Here is a 22,064-nt window from a genome sequence, read left to right as displayed (position 1 = left end):
CATCGTGTATGCGGGTTGGCTGGCCGCATCGCATTCCTGACATCGCCGGACGGAACCAGTGACAGCTTGGGCCGACACCTCAGCACCACGCTCGCCATCAGAGGAGAATGCGCCATGTCCGAACACACTCGACGTCAGGTTCTGCGTACCGCCGCGGTGGCGGCCGGTCTGGCCGCCGCGCAGACCGTCGTGGCGCCGGCAGCCGCGGCCGGCGGCTTCCCGGCCGGCGGTGCCGCTGGCGGCTGCCCGCCCCCCATCGGGCCGGTGACCGTGCGCCCGGCCGACGTCCGCTACGAGGAACTGGTCCAGGGGCGCAACAAACGGTATGCGGCCAGTCCGGACTACGTGCGCGTGGTCGGCTCGACACAGCAGGTCGTCCAGGCGGTACACGACGCGGTCCGGGCCGGACAGCGGGTGGTGGTCCGTAGCGGTGGGCACTGCCTGTCCGACTTCGTCGACAACCCGGCTGTTCAAGTCATCATCGACCTGGCCGGGATGACGCAGGTCTACTTCGACCCGGCCCGCAATGCCTTCGCCGTCGAGGCCGGCGCGACCTTGGCCGAGCTGCACCGCCGGCTGTTCTTCGGCTGGGGCGTCACCGTTCCGGCCGGCTGGTGCCCGATGGTAGGCGTCGGCGGGCACATCGCCGGCGGCGGATACGGCGTGCTGTCCCGCGAATACGGCCTCGTCGCCGATCACCTCGACGCCGTGGAAGTGGTGGTGACCGACCGACGCGGCCGGGTCAGGTCCGTGGTAGCCACTCGGGATCCGGCCGATCCCCACCACGACCTGTGGTGGGCACACACCGGCGGCGGCGGCGGGAACTTCGGGATCGTCACCCGGTACTGGCTGCGCACACCCGGCGTCACCGGCACCGATCCCGGCACCCTGCTGCCGCCGGCGCCGGCCAAGATCCTCGACTACTCCTGCACGTGGCCGTGGGAGGGGATGGACGAGCAGAAGTTCGCCCGGTTGGTGCGCAACCACAGCCAGTGGTGCGAGGAGAATGCCGCACCGGGACTGGCCAGCAGCCGGCTCTACGGTGCGCTGGACCTCAACCGTCGGCAGACCGGTGCGCACATGCTGATCGGCCAGGTCTTCGGTCCGGACGCCGAGCAGCTGCTGGACGACTTCATCGCCGCGCTCAGCGACGGCGTCGGCGCGCCGCAGGACGTCCGCAAGGAGTGGAAGCCGTGGATGACCGCTGTGCTGGGCGGCGCGGACGACTCCCAGAGCGTCCGGTTCCGGATGAAGTCCGGCTACCTGCGGTCCCGGTTCACCGAGACCCAGGTATCGACGATCTACCGACTGCTCACCCAGCCGGGTGACGAGGGCCTGCTGGTCGGCACCGTCGGCCTGAGCACCTATGGCGGAAAGATCAACACCGTGCCGCCGACGGCTACGGCCACGTCCCACCGCGACGCCGTCATCGGACTGATTTACCTGGCGGCGTGGACCGATCCGGCGTTGGACGCGGCGCACGACGCCTGGATCCGCGACTTCTACCACCAGGTGTACGCCGACACCGGCGGTGTGCCTCACCCGCTGGACGGCGCCTACATCAACTACCCGGACAACGACCTCGCCGACCCGGCCGTCAACCGATCAGGCATCCCCTGGTCCACCCTGTACTACCAGGACAACTACCCCCGCCTGCAGCGGGTCAAGGCCCACTACGACCCCTTGGACGTGTTCCACCACGCTCTCGCCGTGCGGCCCGCCTGACAGCGGCCGGCCTGGCGTCGCGGGGATCAGCATCCGAGGACGTCCTGCGGTCCCCTGTCCCGCGCCGACCGGGGACGCCGTCAGCTCTTGCTGAGCACAGACCTCGGATCGGAGGCCCGGCGCGTTCCCGCCCGGCCCGGAAGGCGAAAAGGGCGACGTTCCCGCTTTGGGCGGACCCCGACCGGACCGGACGGGAAGGCCATTTATTACGTCGATGTTAATAGATGGTATTTAGCCGGCAGAACGGTCAGCCGGGCCTCGTGATTGCACCGATCGAAGCGACATTTTCCGGGACGAGCCGGACTTCAGCCGGTCGGCCTTCCCGACCAGGGCGACGGAGGCTCGGCACGGAGACGGCCGAACCGCTCGGCAAAAGATCTTCGCGAGCGCGCTGACCTGGCAACTCTGCCTCAATCAAAGGCTCACGTGCCGGAACGCGTGATCGCCAGGACTCGACGCGCCATCACGACGTGCACTACTATAGATTGATTCCTATCAATGAGGGAATTCAGTGCTGCACGGGGGGAGTCAATTAGTGCGTGCGGTTCCGACCGATCGTACGGCACACCGAAAAATCAGTCCGATCGGCTGAAAAATGATCTTGCATTGAGCGCTCCAGGCCGATCGAATAATCTCGCATATCCGACGTCGAACTAGGTGGAAAACGTATCACGACACCGGCTTGGGTATCAATCACTGGGAATCAGTTGAATCGGTTCCACCGACGGCCTAACACGCGGATTCACCTGTCTTACGGGCCACCTGATCTTCCTCGAACACCTGTTTCGGGAGTTTCCGCATGACCGCACCGGTGCGCGACATCGACCTGCCCCGCGCGGACGGCCTGTCGGCGGCGGCCCAGCTTCGCACCGAGCTGCCGGAGTGCCGCACCCTCATCCTCACGAACCTGGGCCGGTCCGGCACGGTCAGCCGCGGCGCAGGTGTCGGGTCTTCTGCTCAAAGACTCGCCGCCGGAGGAACTGGCCAACGCCATCCGCGCGATCGCCGGGGGCCGCCGGATGATCGACCCGGAGCTGGCCCTGTCCGCCTGGGACCGCCGTCAGAATCCCCTGTCCACCCCGCAATCGCGTCGATGCGGTCAAGACGGCGTACGACTCGGGCTGGCCACCCTGACCGCTGCCCGACAGAAACACCGCATCCTGTGCCGATGAGCAATGCCCGAGATGGACAGCGGCACGGATCCCGTCATCGTAGGACTTAGACAACGTGCCGAACACCTGCGTGAATGACGCTGACGGAGGCGGCCCTGTGAGAAAGCAGTATTTCGAGTACCGGCACGTCGTCGGCTTCGACGAGACCAACCTCTTGGGAACCGTCTACGACGTGAACTACATACGCTGGCAGGGCCAGTGCCGGGAGATGTTCCTGCTAAAGCACGCACCGGACGTGCTCGACGAGCTGAGCGGCGACCTGGTGCTGCGCTGCGTCGAGTCCGAGGCCGAACTCCTGGCCGACGTCTCCGCGTTCGACGAGGTCGCGATCCGGATGCGTCTGGAGGAGCTGACCCTGACCCAGATCCGCGTCGCCTTCGACGTGGTGCGCATGCGCGAGGGCCGGGAGGACGTGGTCGCCCGCAGCCGTCAGCGGGTGATGTGCCTGCGGGTTGCCGGGGGTGACACCACCCCGGCTCAGGTGCCGCCGCAGCTCGGTTCGGCCCTGGAGGCGTACGCGGTCGCTTCGGTCGGCTACCCCGTGGGCAGCGGCACCGGGGGCCGGGCATGAACCCGGCCGCCCCGGCAGTGCGCGGCCGGCGGTCCTACCCCGGGCCGCCGCCGTGGGCGACCCCCGGACTGTTGCGCAAGCTGTGGGGTGACCGGCTGAGGTTGCTGTCCGACGCGGCCGGCGAGTACGGCGATGTGGTCCGCTTCGCGATGGGGCCGAAGACCCTCTACTTCTTCAACCATCCGGATCACGCCCGGCACGTGCTCGCCGACAACGCCGACAACTATCACAAGGGGATGGGCCTGGCCGAGGCCCGGCGCCGGATCCTCGGCGACGGCCTGCTCACCAGTGAGGGCGAGGCGTGGCGGGGTCAGCGCCGCGCCATCTCGCCGGCGTTCCGCCGCGAGCGCATCGCGGGTTTCGCGGGTGTCGTGGCTGCGGCGGGCGACCACCTGACCGCGCGGCTTCACGCACGGACCGGCGACGTCGTCGACCTGTCCGAGGAGATGACGGCGCTCACGATGGACGTGCTCGGCCGGACCCTGCTCGACGCCGACCTGAGTCCGCTGAGCTTCCTCGGGCCGGCCTTCGAGGCCGCACAGGACCAGGCCATGTTCGAGATGGTCACGCTGGGCGTGCTTCCGCTGTGGCTGCCGTTGCCGCGTCACCGCCGCTTCCGGGCCGCCCGGCGCAGGATCGAGGGGGCGGTGCGCACGATCGTCAGCACCCGCGCGCCCGGGTCCGGCACGGACGGGTCCGACCTGATGTCGGTGCTGCTGCGCGTGGCCGGGAGCGAGCGGGACGCCGACATCCGCTGGCGCGGGCTGCGCGACCAGATCGTCACGATGCTCCTGGCCGGGCACGAGACCACGGCGAGCACGCTCTCCTGGGCTTGGTACCTGCTCAGCAGCCATCCGGAAGCAGCCGAGCGGGTGCGCGCCGAGGCCATCGACGTGCTCGGCGACCGCACGCCCGGGTTCGCCGACCTGATCCGCCTGCCGTACACCACGACGGTCATCCAGGAGACAATGCGGCTCTACCCGGCGGTGTGGGGACTGCCGCGCCGGGCGGTGGCCGCCGACGAGATCGGCGGTTACCCGATCCCGGCCGGCGCCGACGTCATGATCAGCCCTTATACGCTGCACCGGCACCCCGGCTTCTGGGACGCCCCGGATCAGTTCCGGCCGGAGCGGTTCGCGGCCGACGCCCCGCCCGTCGCGCACCGGTACGCCTACATTCCGTTCGGGGCGGGCCCGCGGGTCTGCGTCGGAAGCCATCTCGGCATGCTGGAGGCGGTCCTCGTGGCGGCCATGGTCGCCCGCCGCTTCCGGTTCGAGTTACCGGGGCCAGCCGCGCCGCAGCCCGAGGCCATGCTGTCGCTCCGGGTCCGCGGCGGCCTGCCGCTGCGGGTGCTCGCGGTCTGAGCGCCGGCCGTGAGCCGGTTCGGCACGATCCACGCCGGCTGATGACAAGTGACCGCCCGGCGTCAAACCGGAAGGTGGGCCAATGCCAACTGTCCTCGGCTCGGTGCGCAGGCTCGTGCTCTCGCCCAAGCTCATCGACGTGACCTTCGCCAGACGAGGCTTTCCGGCCCGGTCGACCCCGGCCGCACGGCGTCTGGAGGCCGTGCCCCAGGCCGTCATCTGCGGGTTCGAGTGGGGAATCGACGCCCGCGACCAGTGGGAGGTCGAGCGCCGGCTCGACCTGGTGGGCGCGGAGATGCGCGGCTTCGCGTACGAGGGGGCGACGATGGCGTTCACCGTCCTCGACGCGATGGGCGGCGGTCACCGGACCCGCGATCTGCTGCTCGGGCCGGGTCGGCGGCACATCTTCCTCGCCTACATCGGCATCGGCTTCGCCATGGCCCGGCTGCCCCGTCCGCTGTGGAGAAAGGTGGTCCCCGACCTGAGCGGCGACCCCTATCACCCGACGATGAGCTGGCTGGCAGTCGACGGCTACGGCTTCGACCGCGCGTATTTCCAGACCAAGCGCTGGGTCGACGAGCAGAAAATCCCTGCGGCGTACGGATGGGACGGCGCACCCGACTACTTCCTCCGCGCGATCGATCAGGGCATCGGCCGGGCCCTGTGGTTCATCGGCGGCGGCCACGCGCCCGACGTCGCCGCCGCGGTCGGACGGTTCGCCGGGCATCGCCGGCCCGACCTGTGGAGCGGCGTGGGGCTGGCCGCGACCTTCGCCGGCGGAAGCGACGTGGACGCCCTGGGTACGCTGCGGCGGGCCGCCGGCGACGATCAGGGGCAGCTGGCCCTGGGCGCGGTCTTCGCGGTGAAGGCGCGGTCCTACGCCGGCCTGGTGCCGGACTACACCGCCGCCGCCTGTCAGGCCCTCACCGGCCTGTCCGTCGACAAGGCGGTGGCCCTCGCCGACGACACCGCGGTAACCTCCGCGGCGGCCGAGCCCGCGTACGAGTTGTGGCGGCAACGGATTCGCGCGCATTTCGACGACGCCTGACCGGCCGCACCGAGCCGGTCGGCTGTTCGCTCAGCCGGCCGGCCGGTACGTCATCCGGCCGTGGTCGATGACAACGGTCCCGTCCTCCTTGGCCGTCCGGAAGACGGCCGTGCCGCCGGGCCCGCGCCAGATCGAGACGACCAGCGCCTCACCGGGAACGACCGGGGCGGTGAACCGGCCCGACATGGCGAGGAACCGGGCCGGGTCGGAGTCGCACAGCTCGTGCAGCAGCACCCTCCCGGTGAAGCCGTAGGTGCAGGGGCCGTGCAGGATGGGCCGGGTGAAGCCGCCCCGCGCCGCGCACCGGGGATCGGCGTGCAGCGGATTGCGGTCGCCGGAGAGCCGGTAGAGCAGCGCCTGCTCGGGGCGGGTCGGCTCGACGACCCGGTGGTCCGGATCGCGGGCGGGCGGCGCCCACGGCACGGAAACGCCCCGGGGGCCGCCGAATCCGCCCTCGCCGCGGACGAACATGCCGTACCGGGCGGTGACGAGGGGCTCGCCGCCCACCGAGTCCACCGCCACGCTCTCGAACTCGACCAGCGCGCCGGAACCCTTGTCATAGATCGCGGTGACGCTCGTCGAGGTGCGGACAGTGCCCGACACCGGCAGCGGCCGATGCAGCTCGATGGACTGCCCGGCCTGCACCAGCCGCGCGCGATCGAAGTCGCCGAGGCTGCGTGCCGTCCGGGCGCGGGCCAGCAGGACACCGTACGTGGGAAGGACCTTCTGCTCGATGCCTTCGCTGTTCTCGGTGGTGAACTCGAGTTCACGCAGCGGGTCACCGAACCCGGCCCCGACGCCGAGGGCGTAGAGCAGCGCGTCGGTGGAGGCCCAGGAGCGCTCCTGCGGGCGTCCGGGCACACCGATCAGGCTGTGATCGAGCGCCATCGCGGACTCGCGGATCGTGCCCGCCCGGGACCCGACACCTCACGGCGCCTTCGGGGCCGAGCGCCGCAGGGCCCGGTCGCAGGCGGCGAGGTGACGGCCGAGGGCCTCGTCGAAGCTGGTAGTAGCGGCATCGGCCATCAGCCGGCGGCGGACGGCCAGCTCCGAGCCGGTCAGGGCCGCCGCCCGCGCGGTCACCGCGGCCAGTGCCGTGGCCGGGTCGTCGGTCACCTCGTCGATCAGGCCCAGGTCGACGCCCTCGGATGCCTCGACGGGCGTGCCGAAGAGGATCGCCCGCCGCAGACGCATCCCGCCGGCCTGCTGGACGAGCCGGAAGACAGCCATGCCGGGCCAGGTGGCCTCCCCGTCGACCGGCAGCGTCAGGCGGACGTCGGGCGTCGCGATGCGAAAGTCGGTGGCCAGCAACACGTCCAGGGCCATGCCGCCGCAATCACCGGAGGCGATCGCGACGGTCGTCGCACCGAGCCGCTCGAGCCGGCGCACAAGACGCTCCCACTTGGACACCAGAGCCACATCCATGCCGCTCGTCCAAGCGGCGCCGGGCGTGCCGGACACGTACACGGGCAGGACAGCTCCGGCCCGACCGGCCTCAACCGCGGCGCAGGCCGTCTCCACGGCGGAGATGTGGGCGACGGTGAGGGGTTTCGAGCCATCGACGCGCAGCTCGATGTCGCCCTCCGGATTGCGTACGGCGAAGACGGTATCCGCTGTCACCACTGGATCAGCGCCGTCTCGATCGTGGAACCGGGACCCATGGTCATGAACACTCCGTAATCGCCCGAGGCAGTGACTTTCTCTCGCAGAAGACGTTCGTACGAGAAGAGGAACGAGCCGCTCGACAGATTGCCGAAGTCGCGCAGGACCCCGGTGGTGTGGCGGACGTCGTATCGGCTGAGGCCCAGATTCACCATCACGGCGTCGATCACCTTCTTGCCGCCAGAATGCACCAGCCAGTGCCTGATGTCGTTGCGGCACAGCCCCGTCCCGGCCAACAGGCGATCCGTCGCGAGTTCCGCGTGCGCGCCAACGACATAGGGCACCTGCGGATCGAGGAAGAAGCTGAAGCGGTTCTGTGCTCCGTCCCAGTCGTAGCGCATGGCGTCGATCGCCTCGGGAATGAGGCAGCTGGCGAACTTGAGGACGCGGGGGTGGTCGCTCGCGTCGGCGGCGCTGGGACTGCCGCCGCCGACCACCGCGAGCGCCGCCGCGCCGTCGCCGAACAGGCTGTTCACCACGGCGGTGCGCATCGTCGCGTCCAGGGTGTACGCGGCCGAGCAGGCCTCCGCGCACACCAGCACCGCCAGCTCACCCGGGTTGACCGCGGCCCAGCTGGACGCCGTGTTCAACCCGTTGAGGCCGGCGTTGCAGCCCATTCCGACGACGTCCGCGCGGGCACAGTGCCGGTCGATTCCCAGCTCCCGGATGAGCAGGGCGGTGAGGCCCGGCGTCAGGAACCCGGTCGACGTGACGCAGCACAGATAGCGGATGTCGGCGAGCGTCGCGCCCACGTCGTCCAGGCAGGCCCGCAGCGCGCGCACACCCATGTCGAGAGCCAACCTCTTGTGCTTGTCGAGCAGATCCGCCTGCGTCTCCGACGACGGTGTGCCGTCGTCGGCCATCGGCGGAAGCGAGAGGTGACGACGCTGGATGGCACTGTTGAGAAAGACCGAACGGATGCGGGGATCGGCGATGCCGAAGGTGTCCAGCACGTCCTGCTGTGAGTAGGACTCGGGCGACACCGCCGTGCCCACTCCGGCGATCGACGGGGCCGGCGCCCGGGCGACGTCGGCGCTCATCGGCATGTGCATGCTGCTCCCCCATCTCGGCCGGCCACGAGAACCATCGTCCGGGCCTGCGCCACAGCCGGCCATCTCCCGCTGTGCTGCGCCACCGACCGGCGTCGGCCGAGTCGCGCGTCAGGCCGGCGCATCGACGACCTTCGCGCCGGCGGTGTCCGGAACGGTCGGCCGAGTCCGCTCGCCCCACCGGGCCACGGCCGGCATCAACAGGCTGGTCAGGGCAAAGAACGCGCCCAGGACGGTCAGGCCGGTCCGGCCGCCCTCGAGGATCGGACCGAGCAGCAGGACCGGGGCCACCGCCGCTCCGATGCCGCCCAGGATGCTGCTGAAGCCGTCGTACTGACCCTGGGCGTGGGCCGGGGGCAGGCCCATGCCCAGGGCGAACCCGCCGGCCAGGTGCCAGATCTCGCCGACCGTGTGCACGCTGACGGCGGCAATGATCATCAGCAGCGCGGCCCAGCCCGGCAGACCCGCGGTGAAGCCCAACAGGACGCAGCTGCCCAGGAAGGCCAACCCGGCCCGCCGCCACGCTAGCCCGCCCTGCCGCAGCGTCTGCACCTTGCCGCCCAGCCGAACCTGGAATGCGACGACCAGGACGGTGTTGATCACCAAGGAGGCCGAGATGGCCCAGCCCGGCGCGTTCGTCTTCTCGGCCACCCAGACCGGCAGCAGCAACAGGAGCACGCTGAACTGCAGGCTGAAGGCGGCGCCGACCACCGAGAAGGCCACGAACGCCTTGTCGCGCAGCACGCCCCAGCGCAGCGACTCGTGCGGAACGGGCAGCGGATCGTAGCGCGGCATCGCGCGGTGCAGGACGATCCAGGCGCCGATGAAGGTCAGCGCGTTCACGACGATCACCGCCTGGAAGGCGGCCGGCGTGCCGATCTGGATCGCGATGCCGGAGCCGGCGAAGCCGAGCGAGAAGCCCACATTGGTGATCGCGTGGGTCAACGAGCGGAAACCGGCCGCGCTGTCGTCGGCCACGCGCCGCAGCAGCGCCCCTTCGGCGTTGACGATCGCCCGTCCCGCCACCATCTCGACGGTGACCACGACGACGAAGGTGGCGAAGTTGGTGATGAAGAGCAGGCCGATCGTCGCCGCGCACTGCACCAGCAGCATCGCCTTGGTCATCCCGAGCGGGCCGCGCCGGTCCGCCAGGTCACCGAGCGGCATGCCGGCCACCAGGGTGATCGTCGCGGCGATGGTCAGGCCAAGGCCGACCTCCATGGCCGACAGCTCGACGACACGGATCAGGTACAAGGGCAGGCTGACCATCAGCAGGCCAGTGCCGAAGGTGTTGATGAGCAGGGACAACGCGTATACGCGTCGGGGGCCGGGCTCCGGCATCGTGGAGCCGAGCACTCGGACCAGGTTCAACCGCGGCACGGGTCCACCTCCGATCTTCTCGTTGTTCTCGATGGGACCCGATGGAACGGGGTCACGCCCGGTCGCATCTGCGTCGATGCGACCGGGCGTGATGGTGCTTCGCCGGCTGCTAGATGTAGTGCGTGTTGGGCTCCAGACCGCAGATGATCCGGCCGTACAGCTCGAAGTTGGTGCTGGGGTGCAGGATGGCGTGCAGGTTGAGTGCCTGGACGTCACGCTGGACGCGCTGGATCGCGACGTCGCGGTAGATGGACGAGCCGCCGCTCGCGCCGGCCAGCACGTCGACCGCCTCCTTGGCCCGCAGGCAGGCGGCGCCCAGGTCGAGCCGGATGCGAGCCCGCTCCTGCAACGTCCACTGCTCGCCGGCCCGGCCCTTGGCGTCGATCAGGTCGGCCGCCCGGTGCGCGTGGAACCCGACCTCGTCGATCTTCACGATCGCGTCGGCCACCTCGAGGTGGGTGATCGGCGCCTCGGCCTGGTTCTCGTACGCGGTATAGGTGATCTTCCGGCCAGGCAGCCGCTCCAGGAACACGTCCTTCGCCCCCAGCGCAAGGCCGAGGGCGGGTGCGCTGATCGTCGAGCATGCCGTCGGCATGAACGGCGCCTGGAAGATCGGGGAGCCCGCGTTCAACCTGGAGTTGTGCTGCCCTTGCAGCACCGGCCCCATCTGCAGCACCCGCTCGTGCGGCACGAACACGTCCTGCGCGATGGTGGTGATGCTGCCGGAGCCGCGCAGGCCCGACGTGTGCCAGTCGTCGACGATCTGCAGGTCGGCGATCGGCACCAGAATCATGATCGGCGCGAACCCGCCGTCGCCGGTCGGGGTGACCGCCGCGTTCGTGTTCCACGCGCTCTGCTGGGCGCCGGAGTTGAACGACCACTTGCCGTTGACGAGATAGCCGCCGTCGGCGGGCACGGCCATCGCGCCCGGGCTGAGGATGCCGCTGATCCGCACGTCCGGCGTCGCGAACACCTCGTCCTGCACCTCGTCCGGGAACAGGCCCGTCATCCAGGTGCTGATCTGCCACACCGCGACCGTCCAGGCCGTCGAGCCGTCGCCCCGGCCGAGTTCGGCCAGCACGTCGACCACCGTACGCATGTCGGACTCGAAGCCGCCGTAGCGGACCGGAACCCGCATCTTCAGCAGACCGGACCCGGCGAGAGCTTCCAGCACGTCGTCGTGGATGAGCCGGTTTTCCTCCATCCACTGTGCCTTGTCCCGCAGCAGCGGAACGAGTTCCGAGGCGCGACGAACCAGCTCCGACCGGGGCGGCGCTTGGGTGATTTCCATTGTGCCTTCTCCTTAGACGCCGTCCTGACCGAATTGCATGCCGTAGACGCTATTGACCACGGCAGATCAGCTCTTCTCCCATCGTGCCGGCCCTGGCAGCGACGTCACGCCGGTCGCACGTCCCGGGCGATCCGGACGAACTCCTCGGCCATCGACGCGATGGTGTCCTCGCGGAAGAGATTCCGCTTGTAGGCGATGGCGCCGATACCGTCGCCGGACGACGGGTCGATGTTGACGTCCCAGAGCGCGCCGTCCGGTATCGCCGACGCCAGTTCCTGCGATCTCAGCAGCCGGGTGACGCGCACGAACCTCAGATCGCCAGGCCCGTCGATCACCGAATCCGTCGGGACACTCTCGAACACCATCGCGGTCGCGTTGTCGGTCATGACCGTCTCCATCAGCTGCGGCGCCTCGGCGAAGATCTGCATGGCCGGGATGTCGTGCGAGAAGGCCTCGAGACAGGTCTGCCGGACCCGCTGGAGCACGTCCAGGTACGACGTGCACCCGGTGAGGTCCGTCCGCAGCGGCACGAAGTTGTAGAGCGTGCCGACGGTCTCGTCGAACAGCCCGCCGCCCCGGCCGGGGGTGAAGGTCGCCATCACCACGTCCGTTGCGCCGGTCAGCCGCTGCACGAGCAGCTGGTAGACCGCGGCGAGGGCCATGAAACGGGTGGCGCGGTTCGACCGGGCCACCCGGTCGAGGGCGGCCATGACATCACCCGGGATCAGAAAGCGGTGCCGGGCCGACGACTCGGCGAGGCCGGCCGAGCGCGGCATGTCGGTGGGGATCGCGGTGAATCGGGCGCCGTCGAGCCGGCGGCGCCAGAACTCGCGGGCCTCGTCCGACGCGGCGGCCTCGCGCTCCCAGATGCCGTACTCGCGGTACTGCGGAGCAACCGGTAGGTCCGCACCCTCGTGCCCGGTGCGGGCGGCGTAGCAGTGGGCCAGGTCGCGAATGATCAGCGCCATCGACTGTCCGTCCACGCTGAGGTGATGGACCATCAGCACCAGCACGGCGTCCTGGCAGTCGAAACGGGCCAGCACGGCCCGCAGGAACGGCGCTTCCTGTGTGCTGATCGTCCCCGTCTCGACCTCGTGGATCAGCGTCTCCGCCCGTTCCGCACGCGATGCCATCGCGACGGCCGGGAAGTCGCGGACGTCCAGCCGGACCGGACTCGGCGGCAGGATCTCCTGGTGCCGATCGCCGTCCGGCCCGGCGATGCGCGTCCGGAGCGCCTCGTGTCGCCGCACGACATCGAGCAGCGCCTCGCGCAGCGCGTCGACGTCGATCGGGCGTTTCCCGGTGACGCGCCACCCGACGACCACATGGTTGCGGCAACCGAAGGGGCCGTCGTCGCCGCCGGCGTCGAAGAGGCTGTTGAAGGTCTGATTCAGGGACAGCGGAGCCCTATCGGTCGTCCTCATGCTTGTCTCCCGCAGATGCTCAGTCTCGGAGGTACTCGTCCAGCTCGGCGACGGTCGGGTAGTCGAACAGCTCGTCGATCGACAGCTCCCGTCCCAGCTCCTTGGTGATGAGGCTGATCAGCCGGACGCCGTTGAGCGACTGGCCGCCGAGGTCGAAGAAGCTGTCGTCCAGCCCCACCCGGTCCACGCCGAGAGCCTCGGCGAACAACAGGCACAGGGTCTCCTGCCGGCGTGTTCCGGGCGCGCGGTAGGCGGTGGGGCCGGTGAAGACCGGCTGTTGCTGGGCAGGACCAGGACCCATGGCTGTTCTCCGTTCGCGGGCGCGGGCTACAGCTCCCAACGTGGTCGGTGGCCCGTCGCGCCGCATCTCCGCAATTGCGGCCGCGTCTCGTGGCAACGCGAGATGCGCGACTCCGGCCGAGCCCGGACGATCCTCGGCTCCTGGCCAACCTCCGGGGACTGAGACATGACGCAGCAGGGACCCGGAGCACCATCGGCCGTGCGCTCAACGGCGCCGAGAAGGTGAATGCGCGCGACCTGCGGCGCCCCGGACACGAGTCCGCCGTCCGTCTTGCCGGTGAACCGCACATCGAGCGGCTTGACCGGCGAACAGGTGGGGCCCGCGCCCCGCCAGGCGGGGGTGAACCACCATCTCGTACTCGTCTGAGCTCGGGACGACGTACTTCTTCGCCTTGTCGATCGTCTGGCGAAGAATGTCGTCTCCTCCGGGAGCGATCCTGGATTCGTCGCCAAGCGGTTCGTCGGGCGTCGGCTTGTCGATCAGAAGCGGTACGTAGTGTGACCGTACGGGTCGCCCTTGGCGTGCCCGTGGGCCTTGACCGGCGTCACCTCGAAGAACCTCAGGTCGGTGCCGGGGACCCCGGAGATCACCTCGCCGTCCACGATCTCGAGGCGCCAGCGGCCGTCCCAGCGGTCGCGGAGGACGGCGGCGAGCCGGCGGAGCAGGGCGTCGTCGCCCACCATGGCGGCGGTGCCCTCGACGGCGACGTCGAGGCCGTCGTCCCAGGCAGTGTCACCGGCCAGCACGAGCACGTGGGGACTGGCCTGGAGGTTGGCGAATTTCACCTCCTCGGTGCCGGTGTGGAAGTAGATCTTTCCGTCCACGGTAGCCGGAACCACCGGCGTCGCGTGGGGACGGCCGTCGGGCCGCACGGTCACCACCCAGGCGACCTCCGCCGCCGCCAGCCTCGCCTCGGCGTCGTCCCAGGCGACCGGGTCGGCCTTCTCGTCGCTGTAGCGCCGGGCGACCCGCTCGCTGATCGGCCTCACTGTCTCCCCCACACTGATTGCGGACTAAAAGCGGTCCGAGGACGTTAACACGGCCCACCGCGAAGTGCCCCAAACCTGATGAATGCCGAACAAGAGAAGATCCGGTACAGCCTGATCAGCGCCAGCGTGGACCTGGTGCCGGTGATGGCGGCGCTCGGCACCTGGGGCCGGCAGCACATGCCCGCCGCCCACGAGCACCCGCGCGACCACCACCGGCGACACCCCGCAGGCACGCACGCGGCTCGCCCCCGGCGCCGGTCCGCTGCAGGCGCTGCTGAACCGGGCCGCCGCGGCTCAAGTCGTCGTCGACCGCCCGCCGCTGTCGGTCTATGACCAGATCGCCGGCACCAGCCCGTTCACCACCGCACGCCGCTACCCGAAGGGCACGACCTCGTGAGTGACCTCGTCGCCGACCGCATCCGCGCCACCGCCACCCGCCTCGGACTGCCGCACCTGGCCCGCACCTTGGCGGACCTGACCGCCCGCGCGGACACCGAAGCCATGGGCTACCTGGACTTCCTCGACCTGGTCCTCGAAGAAGAACAGGCCGTCCGCGACGAACGTCGCTTTCGCTCAGCGTTGCGCCTGTCGAAGCTGCCCCACCACAAGACCCTCGACGAATACGACTTCGCTTTCCAACCCGAGCTGGACCCCCGCAAGATCCGGGACCTGGCCACCCCTGCGTTCGTGCAGGCCAAAGCCAACGTCGCCCTGCTCGGACCGCCCGGCGTCGGGAAAACCCACATCGCCGTGGCCCTCGCCGTCGCCGCCTGCCGAGCCGGGTTCACCGTCTACTTCACCAGCCTCGACGACATGGTCCGCCACCTCACCGCCGCCGACGACATCGGACGCCTCGCCCGGAAACTGCACACCTACCTACGACCGAACATCCTCGTGATCGATGAGGTCGGCTACCAGCCCCTCGAACGCGCCCAGGCCAACCTCGTCTTCCAGGTCATCTCCAAGCGCTACGAGAAAGGCTCCACCCTCCTCACCTCGAACAAGAGCTTCGGCGAATGGGGCCAGGTCTTCGGCGACGAAGTCCTCGCCACCGCCATCCTCGACCGGCTCCTGCACCACTGCGACGTCGTCGCGATCAACGGACCCAGCTACCGACTCAAGAACCGCCTCACCGCCATCGACGGCCACGCCAACGTCGCCTGACCTGGCCACGTTCATCCGTACCTACCTGGGGACGCACACCCGTACGCCGACAGGCCTGAGCTGGAGCCGACCGGAGGCCAGGGGCCTCCTCGGCATTCCGTTCCCGTGGCTCATCAGCTCCGAATGGCTCCACTACGGATACGCCATAGTGATGCTGGCCGGGTTCGCCCTGCTCCGGCCCGGCTTCACCGGCCGCGCCCGCACCTGGTGGACCGCAGCGCTGATCATCCAGTTCTGGCACCACATCGAGCACCTACTGCTCCTGATCCAGGCGCTCACCGGTCAATATCTGCTCGGCAGGCCGGTGCCGACGAGCATCGCGCAGCTGGTCTTCGCCCGTGTCGAACTGCACCTGTTCTACAACGCGGTGGTCTTCCTGCCGATGGTCGTCGCGATGTACCTGCACCTGCGCCCCACCGCCGAGGAGCGGATGGCGGCGGCGTGCAACTGCGGCGGGTCTGAGCAGCGAATTCCGGCGACCGCCTGATGGCGGCCCCTGCCGTCGTGATCCGGCGCACGATGGCCATCGTCATCCTGACGGTGGCCGTCGGCGTGCTGGCCGCTCCCCTGTTCCGTGCCCCCGCCCGCATCGACGTCGCCACCTGGCCGGCCGACGGCGCGTCGCTATCGGCCGGGCCGGCTGCGGTGAGGCTGAGCGCCCCCGCCCCGGTCCGGCCCGGCGAGGTCCACATCACCGTGGTTAACGCCGCCGGCCAGATCATGTCCGTGGGCGCGCCGCGAGTCTCGGGGGCCGAGGTGTCGCAGCCGATAGGCAGGTTGCCGACCGGCAGCTACCGCGTCGCGTACCACCTCGAGCTGGAGAATCTCACCCAGGTCTCCGGCAGCACCGCGTTCGGTGTCGGAACGGCGGCGCAGCCGGCCGGGTGGGACGAGGCGGAGGCCCGCGATCGGTCCGGGGCGCCTGCGGCGGGCGGTCACCAGCACGTCGCCGACGGCCTCGACCCGCTCACCGCGCTGGCGCTCGGGGCGAACGTGATCGTCCTGGCGGGCATCGCGGTCCTCGAGGTCCGCCGACGCCGCGCGGTGTGACCGCCGTCAGCCCCGGGCCCCGGGTAGGGCCACGTCATGCCCGGCCCGCGTCGCCGGGCACCGGGCCGCGCGCCGATCGGCCGCCAGCCCGGAGCACGGCCCGGTGCCACGGCCGGACGCGGCAACCGGGCCGGCTCGTCGACCAGGTTCAGCACGCGGAGAAAAGCGTTTCCCTGCGCCGGATCATCTCGGTCAGCTCCGGCACGCCGAGCGACTCGGCGAACCGGGCATAGCCCTCGTCGTCGCCGGGCGGCTGCTCACCGAGCACCCCGCGCATCCGATAGCCGAACCGGTGAACCTCCGCGTTGAGGTCGACCAACGGGGCGCCGGCGCGGGTGAGGTCGTCCGAGAACCCGGGGAAGATCTCGTCGAGCGCCAGGCGCCCGCGGGCCAGCAGGACATGCAGCTCCCGGGACTGCGGCACGCCGCGGCGGGGGCAGCACGGCGTCCGGCGGGGTATCCCGGTCGACGACCGTCACGGTGTCGTAGAGGTCGCTGAGCACCTGGGCGGTGATCAGGCCGGCGACGCTGGACGGCGGCGAACGCCGAGGGCGATCAGCTCCCGCTCACCGGCGGCAGCGAGTGGGCGCGCGCAGCAGCACCTCGGCCAGCTCATTCAGCGGCGCCACGGTCTCCGGGCGGTAGTGCACCGGTCTCTTCCCGTGCGGTGCCGGGTTACGCCTCTCCCGGCACACATCAAGCCGCTCCTCCCCTGCGGAGAGAAGCGGCACCGATGTGCTGCTCGGAGAGTGGACCTCGATGATTCAGCGTGCGCGGCGGTAGTGCATGGACATCACGCCGTTGCTCATCGGCTCGGCCGAGAGCAGCTCGAGCCGGCGAGTGGCCGGCAGCCCGCCCTGATACAGCGTCGGGCCGTCGCCGGCGATCATGGGATGAACAAGCAGCTTGTACTCGTCGATCAGGTCCAGCCGGTCGAGCTCGGTCGCGAGCTTGCCGCTTCCGAGCAGGACCCCCTCCGGGGTCGCGTCCTTGAGCTTCTCCACGCCCTCGCGCAGATCGCCAGCGATGTGGTAGCTGTTGGACCAGGGGAATTCCGTGCGCGTCGACGACACCACGTACTTCGGTTGAGCGTCCAGCTTGGCCGCCCAATCACGCTGGGCCTGCGGCGCCTCCACGTCCCCGCGGGCGACGGCCGGCCAGTGGCTCTCCATCATCTCGTAGGTGACGCGGCCCCACAGCATCGCCCCGCTCTCCTCCAAGAGACGGGTGAAGAAGGCGTGCGTCTCGTCGTCGGCGATCCCCTTCTCATGGTCGATGCAACCATCCACAGTGACGTTGATGCTGAAGGTGAGCAATCCCATGGCCGTGGAGTCTAGCGTCACCACGACGTCAAGACCACCATCCGTAACCCCTCAGCTACAGCCGGCCGAGGAACCGGATCGAACATCACACGATGGGGTGACACGGCGTTCTCGGTTAAGAGCCGTCAGGCCAGTTCCGGAATCACCTTGTTGGCGAACAGGTCGATGCTGGTCCGGTCGAAGGCCGCGTCGACGAATCGGACGATCAGATACCCGAGGCCGGACTTTCCGGCCTTCGCCAGCCGCTCGACGATCTGTTCGGGCGTGCCGACCAGGTTGGGCGCGGAGTAACGCATGAGGAGCTCGAGCTCCTCGGCCCGCAGCAGCGGCTCGTAGTGGGCCCGGGTCCAGGCCACCTTGTCGGCGACATCCTTTTCGGTCTCACCGATGGCCACGTTGAGGGTGATCGACCGGACAATCGCGTCGAAGTCGGTGCCCACATCCTTGCAGTGCTCGGCCAGGACCTTGGACTTGTGTGCGAACTCGTCAAGCAACACGCCGAAGTGCGAGTACTGCGCGTACTTGGCCGCGATCCGCAGCGTCTTCTTCTCACCGCCGCCTCCGACCCACAACGGGATCCCGCCCTCCTGCGCGGGCAGCGGCCGGCAGGACGCACCGTCGACCTGGTAGTGCTTTCCCATGAGGGTGGCGGTGCCGGTCGTCCACATCTGCCGCATGATCTGCACCCCCTCGTCGAGCATGCCGAGCCGATCGGCGGTACTGGGAAAGCCGTAGCCGAAAGCACGCCATTCGTGCTCGAACCAACCGGCGCCGACGCCCACCTGCAGCCGGCCGCCGGACATGACGTCGATGCCGGCGGCCATCTTGGCCAGGTAGGCCGGATTGCGGTAACCCACGCATGTGCAGAGCTGCCCCAGCCGCACCCGCGACGTGCAGACGGCGAATGCCGCCATCATCGACCACACTTCGAACACTGATTCGGCCGACGGCGGATAGGTGACGAAGTGGTCGTCCACCCAGATCGAATCGAACGGCCCGGCGTCGGCGGCCTGGGCGAGATCACGTATCGCATCCCACTGCTCGGCCGCCGGGATGCCGACGAGCTCGAACCCGCTGCCCTGGGGTACGGAAAGACCAAATCGCATGTCTCGGAGGCTATTGGCCACCAGGTACGTCATCTTCTCCCATCGTGCCGGGCACCCCAGCTCCGACGCCGGGGTAGCAACTCGGGAGGTGCGTGGCCGGCGGGGTGGGGTGATCCTCGGGCTCTGGCCGGTGCGGTTCGCCAGCCCCTTTCCCGTCATTCCCGAGGAGTGGACATGAGGCAGCAAGAGGCTTCGGAGACCGTCGGCACCGACGTGTCCGATGTTTCCCCCCAGGACCGCCCGCGCGGTGACACGGAGGTCATGGTCGAGCGGGTCTTCGCCGAGCTGCTCGAGGTCGCCGGGCTGCCGCGTACGACGTCGGTCTTCGATCTCGGGCTCAACTCGGTGTGGGTGACGGTGGCCTGTGCCCGGCTGGAGCAGCTCACCGGGGTGCGGGTCAGGTTCACCCAGATCTTCCGGACCCCCACTGTGGCGCAGCTCGCCGCGTGGATCGACACCGCCCGCGGCGGGTCAGCCGGCGACCGGCCCCTTCCCGGCAGGTCGTCGGCCGCCGAGGGTGACCAGCTGGTGGCGATCACTCCGGTGCAGGCCGAAACGGTTCCGCAGAAGATTGTGGCCGAGTTCTCCTGGTGGTTCGACGGCCCGATCGACGCGGTGGCGCTGGAGCGCGCCGCCACCGATGCGCACCGCCGTCATCAGGCGCTGCACGCCCGGTATCTCGACGGGCCGGAGCTCGGGCTGGCGGAGGTGCCGGCCGATCCCGGACAGGCGGAGTTTCATCACCTGAGCGAGCAGGCCGGTGACGAGGCGGCGATCGAGGCGCTCCGGCAGACCCTGCGGATGCCGCTGCCGATCGAGCAGGGCAAGGTGTGGCGGTGTGCGCTCGCCCGTAGCGGGCGGCGCACCCTGTTCGGGGTGGCCCTGGACCACTCCGGGTTCGACGGCCGCTCGTGGGGCATCCTGACCGCGGAGCTGTCCGCGGCCTACGCGGCGCGGCTGGCCGGCAATCCACCGCAGTGGCCGGGCCGCACCGCATCACTGGCCGAGATGGCGTGCGACTTCCGGCACCAGCTCGCATCGGCCGACATCGAGAAACAACGCCAATACTGGCACGACGAACTGCGTGACCTACCGGCCTGCCGGCTTCCCGCCCGCAGCGACGGGTCAGCACAGATCCCTCCGATGCCCGACAATTCCCGGTACTCGCTTCCCGGCCCGGCCGTCATGCGCAGCTTCCTCGTGTCACAGAAGCAACTGCAACCCTGGGACGAGTACGCCCGGGTCCACGGCATGCCACCATCGGTTGGTATCGCGGCGGTCTACCAGGAGTCCCTCATCCGGGCCGGCGCAGCACCGGACTTCGCGGTGATGGTCCCCATCGCGAACAACTCCGGCGACGTGATCGACCGAACCATCACCAACCGGGTCGGCACCATCCTGCTCCGCCCCAACGGCCCATCCCACTCAGGTCCCCACCTGCTGGAGCGAACCCGCGAAGCATACCGGCAGGCCATGGCTGCCCGCGACGTGCTCATCGTCCCCGAAGAGCTGGGAGCCGCGCTCAGCGGGCCCGAGAAATTGATCCAGCTCGACCGGGTGGTGTCACTCAACTACAACGCCACACCCGAGCTCAAGCTCGGCGACATCACCGGAACACTCATCGCCGAAGGCGCCGCACTCGCCACCAAATGCTCCTTCCCCGTCATGCTGATCATCTCGCCCACCCCTGAAGGCCAGGACATCGGCCTGCAAGTGCGCACCGACATGCACGACGCCACCCTCGCCGACGACATCGAAGAACACTTCGTGAACATCATCGACAACGGCCCCGAAGGACTCGAACAACAGACCACGTGAAACGGGAACGACGGGAGTGTGTCGATTTCCGTGTTTGGGCCTGTGGTGTGATCGAGATTCTTAGATGGTGATCCGGTCGCCGTAGGCGAGGATCAGGGCGTTGAGGGCCTTGGCCCAACCGTAGACCCGGCCGGTGATACTCCCGCCACCCCGGCGTTTCTGCTGGACGACGAGGTAGAGGACCTTCATCGCGGCCTGCTCGGTCGGGAAGTGCCCGCGCCGACGGGCCGCTTGCCGGAACCGGGCGTTCAAACTCTCGATGATGTTGGTCGTGTAGAGGACCTTGCGGACTTCGTGGTCGTAGTCGAGGAACGGCACGAACTGCGGCCAGGAGGTGCGCCACAGCCGGATCACGGCCGGGTACTGGTCACCGAACTCGGCGGCGAACGCCTCGAAGCGTGCCTCCGCCGCGGCGACGGTGGGGGCGGTGTAGATCTCCCGCAGGGCGGGGGTGATCTTCTGCCAGTCCTTGCGGTTGGTGTACCGCAGCGACGCCCGGACGAGGTGCACGACGCACTGCTGGTGCACCGCCTGCGGCCAGACCTGCTCGATAGCGTCGGTCATGCCTTTCAAGCCGTCGGAGCAGACCATGAACACGTCCTCGACGCCCCGGTTACGCAGTTCGGTGAGGTAGCCGGCCCACTGCTTGGCGCCTTCCCCGCCGGTGCCGGCCCACATACCAAGCACGTCGCGTTCCCCGTCGAGGCTGATGCCGACAACGACGTAGACAGGCCGGTTCGCGACCTGCCCTTGGCGGATCTTCATCACCAGCGCGTCGATGAACACCACCGGATAGATCCTGTCGAGGGGCCGCTGCCGCCAGGCTTCCATCTCGTCCACGACGCTGTCGGTGACCCGGCTGATCAGCTCCCGGGACACCTCGGCGTCGTACACGTCCGCCAGATGCGCGGAGATCTCACCGGTCGTCAATCCTTTCGCGTACAGCGACAGGATCGCCTCGTTGAACCCGTCCAGGCGGCGGGCGTGCTTCGGCACGATCCGCGGCGTGAACGACCCTGCCCGGTCCCGCGGGACCTGGATCCGCACCGGCCCGACCTCGGTCTGCACCGTCTTCGCCCCGCGACCGTTACGGACGTTGGCCCGCCGGCCGGTGGCCTCGTCGACACCGGCCTCGTCGAGGTGCGCGTCCAGCTCCGCATCGAGCGCTGACTCGAGAACCGTGCGGGTGATCCCCGCGAGGAGCCCACCCGGCCCGACCAACGACACGCCGTCGGCCTTCGCCCGCTCGACCAGTTGCTGCGCGAACTCCACCTCCACCGCGGTCGGTTCAGGAAGCCGAGCAGCGTTCTTCTTGTCTGCCATGACGTGGTCCTTTCCGGACAGGATCAACGTCCTGTCCAACGGACCACACCCAGGTCAAACACGGAAATCTACGCAGTCCCCCCCCGCCCGGCCCGGGTGAACAACGGAGTACCGGCCGCGCGCTCGAGCGCCTTCATCTGTTGGGTGATCGCGGGCTGGGTATAGCCCAAGGTCCGTGCTGCCGTCGTATATGACTGAGTACGCACCACTTCTTGAAACGTCCTAATATGGCGAGAGTCAAACACGGTCAGGATTCCGTCCAGTTCCTGGAGTAGCCGATATGAGGAGAACGTCGGCCTCGGATT

22 protein-coding genes are annotated in these 22,064 nt (G+C 69.3%); 9 read left to right on the top strand and 13 right to left on the bottom strand.

Annotation, left to right across the window (positions count from 1 at the left end):
- Window positions 1-114 precede the first annotated feature (114 nt).
- The 5 genes from F4558_RS06450 to F4558_RS06430 all read left to right on the top strand — a co-directional run bounded on the left by F4558_RS06450 (window position 115) and on the right by F4558_RS06430 (window position 5,880).
- On the top strand, window positions 115-1,725 hold the full coding sequence (locus F4558_RS06450; RefSeq protein ID WP_167943494.1) for an FAD-binding oxidoreductase: 1,611 nt from the start codon (window positions 115-117) through the stop codon (window positions 1,723-1,725).
- Between the two features lie 941 nt (window positions 1,726-2,666).
- Entirely contained in the window at window positions 2,667-2,897 is a 231-nt protein-coding gene (locus F4558_RS06445; RefSeq protein ID WP_167943493.1) for a response regulator transcription factor, read from the top strand.
- A gap of 97 nt (window positions 2,898-2,994) precedes the next feature.
- The gene (locus F4558_RS06440) at window positions 2,995-3,468 is read left to right on the top strand and encodes an acyl-CoA thioesterase (protein ID WP_167943492.1); all 474 of its coding nucleotides are present in this window, start codon (window positions 2,995-2,997) and stop codon (window positions 3,466-3,468) included.
- Window positions 3,465-4,832: a cytochrome P450 gene (locus F4558_RS06435; RefSeq protein WP_167943491.1), complete on the top strand. Its 1,368-nt coding sequence runs from the start codon at window positions 3,465-3,467 to the stop codon at window positions 4,830-4,832. Before F4558_RS06440 ends, F4558_RS06435 begins: the two co-directional genes overlap by 4 nt.
- An 82-nt stretch (window positions 4,833-4,914) precedes the next feature.
- Window positions 4,915-5,880 (top strand): DUF1702 family protein, encoded by a 966-nt coding sequence (locus F4558_RS06430; protein WP_167943490.1) that lies wholly within the window; start codon window positions 4,915-4,917, stop codon window positions 5,878-5,880.
- Between the two features lie 30 nt (window positions 5,881-5,910).
- Here the strand turns inward: F4558_RS06430 and F4558_RS06425 are convergent, their stop codons facing one another.
- The 8 genes from F4558_RS06425 to F4558_RS06390 all read right to left on the bottom strand — a co-directional run bounded on the left by F4558_RS06425 (window position 5,911) and on the right by F4558_RS06390 (window position 13,976).
- Window positions 5,911-6,768 carry a MaoC family dehydratase gene (locus F4558_RS06425; RefSeq protein ID WP_167943489.1) on the bottom strand — a complete coding sequence of 286 codons (858 nt, stop codon included), beginning with the start codon at window positions 6,766-6,768 and terminating at the stop codon, window positions 5,911-5,913.
- Window positions 6,769-6,807: 39 nt separating this feature from the next.
- Window positions 6,808-7,500 carry an enoyl-CoA-hydratase DpgB gene (gene dpgB / locus F4558_RS06420; protein WP_167943488.1) on the bottom strand — a complete coding sequence of 231 codons (693 nt, stop codon included), beginning with the start codon at window positions 7,498-7,500 and terminating at the stop codon, window positions 6,808-6,810.
- The gene (dpgA, locus tag F4558_RS06415; protein WP_209273195.1) at window positions 7,497-8,582 is read right to left on the bottom strand and encodes a 3,5-dihydroxyphenylacetyl-CoA synthase DpgA; all 1,086 of its coding nucleotides are present in this window, start codon (window positions 8,580-8,582) and stop codon (window positions 7,497-7,499) included. The genes dpgB and dpgA overlap by 4 nt, the downstream gene beginning before the upstream one ends.
- A 120-nt stretch (window positions 8,583-8,702) precedes the next feature.
- On the bottom strand, window positions 8,703-9,971 hold the full coding sequence (locus tag F4558_RS06410) for an MFS transporter (RefSeq protein ID WP_167943486.1): 1,269 nt from the start codon (window positions 9,969-9,971) through the stop codon (window positions 8,703-8,705).
- 109 nt (window positions 9,972-10,080) lie between these two features.
- On the bottom strand, window positions 10,081-11,262 hold the full coding sequence (locus F4558_RS06405) for an acyl-CoA dehydrogenase family protein (protein WP_167943485.1): 1,182 nt from the start codon (window positions 11,260-11,262) through the stop codon (window positions 10,081-10,083).
- A gap of 104 nt (window positions 11,263-11,366) precedes the next feature.
- The gene (locus F4558_RS06400; RefSeq protein WP_167943484.1) at window positions 11,367-12,686 is read right to left on the bottom strand and encodes a condensation domain-containing protein; all 1,320 of its coding nucleotides are present in this window, start codon (window positions 12,684-12,686) and stop codon (window positions 11,367-11,369) included.
- A 19-nt stretch (window positions 12,687-12,705) separates the two neighbouring features.
- Entirely contained in the window at window positions 12,706-12,987 is a 282-nt protein-coding gene (locus F4558_RS06395) for a phosphopantetheine-binding protein (protein ID WP_245241282.1), read from the bottom strand.
- A gap of 479 nt (window positions 12,988-13,466) precedes the next feature.
- Window positions 13,467-13,976, bottom strand: a complete 510-nt coding sequence (locus F4558_RS06390) for a pyridoxamine 5'-phosphate oxidase family protein (protein WP_167943481.1) — start codon at window positions 13,974-13,976, stop codon at window positions 13,467-13,469.
- Between the two features lie 393 nt (window positions 13,977-14,369).
- Between F4558_RS06390 and istB the strand changes: the two genes are divergently transcribed.
- The 3 genes from istB to F4558_RS06375 all read left to right on the top strand — a co-directional run bounded on the left by istB (window position 14,370) and on the right by F4558_RS06375 (window position 16,190).
- Entirely contained in the window at window positions 14,370-15,140 is a 771-nt protein-coding gene (gene istB / locus F4558_RS06385) for an IS21-like element helper ATPase IstB (RefSeq protein WP_167943480.1), read from the top strand.
- A gap of 151 nt (window positions 15,141-15,291) precedes the next feature.
- The gene (locus F4558_RS06380) at window positions 15,292-15,627 is read left to right on the top strand and encodes a hypothetical protein (RefSeq protein ID WP_245241281.1); all 336 of its coding nucleotides are present in this window, start codon (window positions 15,292-15,294) and stop codon (window positions 15,625-15,627) included.
- Window positions 15,627-16,190 carry a copper resistance protein CopC gene (locus F4558_RS06375; RefSeq protein WP_209273194.1) on the top strand — a complete coding sequence of 188 codons (564 nt, stop codon included), beginning with the start codon at window positions 15,627-15,629 and terminating at the stop codon, window positions 16,188-16,190. Before F4558_RS06380 ends, F4558_RS06375 begins: the two co-directional genes overlap by 1 nt.
- Window positions 16,191-16,338: 148 nt before the next feature.
- Here the strand turns inward: F4558_RS06375 and F4558_RS06370 are convergent, their stop codons facing one another.
- From F4558_RS06370 to F4558_RS06360, 3 genes are all read right to left on the bottom strand, one after another.
- A complete protein-coding gene (locus F4558_RS06370) occupies window positions 16,339-16,614 on the bottom strand; it encodes a hypothetical protein (RefSeq protein WP_167943478.1) in 276 nt (91 codons plus the stop codon).
- Between the two features lie 340 nt (window positions 16,615-16,954).
- On the bottom strand, window positions 16,955-17,512 hold the full coding sequence (locus F4558_RS06365) for a dihydrofolate reductase family protein (protein WP_167943477.1): 558 nt from the start codon (window positions 17,510-17,512) through the stop codon (window positions 16,955-16,957).
- Window positions 17,513-17,637: 125 nt separating this feature from the next.
- Entirely contained in the window at window positions 17,638-18,651 is a 1,014-nt protein-coding gene (locus F4558_RS06360) for an LLM class F420-dependent oxidoreductase (protein ID WP_245241280.1), read from the bottom strand.
- 141 nt (window positions 18,652-18,792) lie between these two features.
- Between F4558_RS06360 and F4558_RS06355 the strand changes: the two genes are divergently transcribed.
- A complete protein-coding gene (locus F4558_RS06355; protein ID WP_167943476.1) occupies window positions 18,793-20,436 on the top strand; it encodes a condensation domain-containing protein in 1,644 nt (547 codons plus the stop codon).
- A gap of 60 nt (window positions 20,437-20,496) precedes the next feature.
- Here F4558_RS06355 and F4558_RS06350 read toward each other — a convergent pair whose 3' ends face one another.
- Both F4558_RS06350 and F4558_RS06345 read right to left on the bottom strand, forming a co-directional pair.
- The gene (locus tag F4558_RS06350) at window positions 20,497-21,759 is read right to left on the bottom strand and encodes an IS256 family transposase (RefSeq protein WP_167943475.1); all 1,263 of its coding nucleotides are present in this window, start codon (window positions 21,757-21,759) and stop codon (window positions 20,497-20,499) included.
- A 68-nt stretch (window positions 21,760-21,827) separates the two neighbouring features.
- A complete protein-coding gene (locus tag F4558_RS06345) occupies window positions 21,828-22,004 on the bottom strand; it encodes a LysR family transcriptional regulator (protein WP_312877279.1) in 177 nt (58 codons plus the stop codon).
- Window positions 22,005-22,064 lie beyond the last annotated feature (60 nt).

It is taken from the genome of Micromonospora profundi, from assembly GCF_011927785.1.
In the GTDB taxonomy this organism is placed as follows: Bacteria; Actinomycetota; Actinomycetes; order Mycobacteriales; family Micromonosporaceae; genus Micromonospora; species Micromonospora profundi.
The sequence above is the reverse complement of the archived record's forward strand: the minus strand, read 5'-3'. Positions and strand labels throughout refer to the sequence as shown.

Coding starts and splice junctions, on each gene's coding strand:
- F4558_RS06450 (WP_167943494.1), top strand. CDS start 115: ATGTCCGAACACACTCGACGTCAGGTTCTGCGTACCGCCGCGGTGGCG.
- F4558_RS06435 (WP_167943491.1), top strand. CDS start 3,465: ATGAACCCGGCCGCCCCGGCAGTGCGCGGCCGGCGGTCCTACCCCGGG.
- F4558_RS06430 (WP_167943490.1), top strand. CDS start 4,915: ATGCCAACTGTCCTCGGCTCGGTGCGCAGGCTCGTGCTCTCGCCCAAG.
- F4558_RS06425 (WP_167943489.1), bottom strand. CDS start 6,768: ATGGCGCTCGATCACAGCCTGATCGGTGTGCCCGGACGCCCGCAGGAG.
- dpgA (WP_209273195.1), bottom strand. CDS start 8,582: ATGAGCGCCGACGTCGCCCGGGCGCCGGCCCCGTCGATCGCCGGAGTG.
- F4558_RS06405 (WP_167943485.1), bottom strand. CDS start 11,262: ATGGAAATCACCCAAGCGCCGCCCCGGTCGGAGCTGGTTCGTCGCGCC.
- F4558_RS06400 (WP_167943484.1), bottom strand. CDS start 12,686: ATGAGGACGACCGATAGGGCTCCGCTGTCCCTGAATCAGACCTTCAAC.
- F4558_RS06395 (WP_245241282.1), bottom strand. CDS start 12,987: ATGGGTCCTGGTCCTGCCCAGCAACAGCCGGTCTTCACCGGCCCCACC.
- F4558_RS06380 (WP_245241281.1), top strand. CDS start 15,292: ATGCTGGCCGGGTTCGCCCTGCTCCGGCCCGGCTTCACCGGCCGCGCC.
- F4558_RS06375 (WP_209273194.1), top strand. CDS start 15,627: ATGGCGGCCCCTGCCGTCGTGATCCGGCGCACGATGGCCATCGTCATC.
- F4558_RS06365 (WP_167943477.1), bottom strand. CDS start 17,512: ATGGGATTGCTCACCTTCAGCATCAACGTCACTGTGGATGGTTGCATC.
- F4558_RS06360 (WP_245241280.1), bottom strand. CDS start 18,651: ATGACGTACCTGGTGGCCAATAGCCTCCGAGACATGCGATTTGGTCTT.
- F4558_RS06355 (WP_167943476.1), top strand. CDS start 18,793: ATGAGGCAGCAAGAGGCTTCGGAGACCGTCGGCACCGACGTGTCCGAT.
- F4558_RS06350 (WP_167943475.1), bottom strand. CDS start 21,759: ATGGCAGACAAGAAGAACGCTGCTCGGCTTCCTGAACCGACCGCGGTG.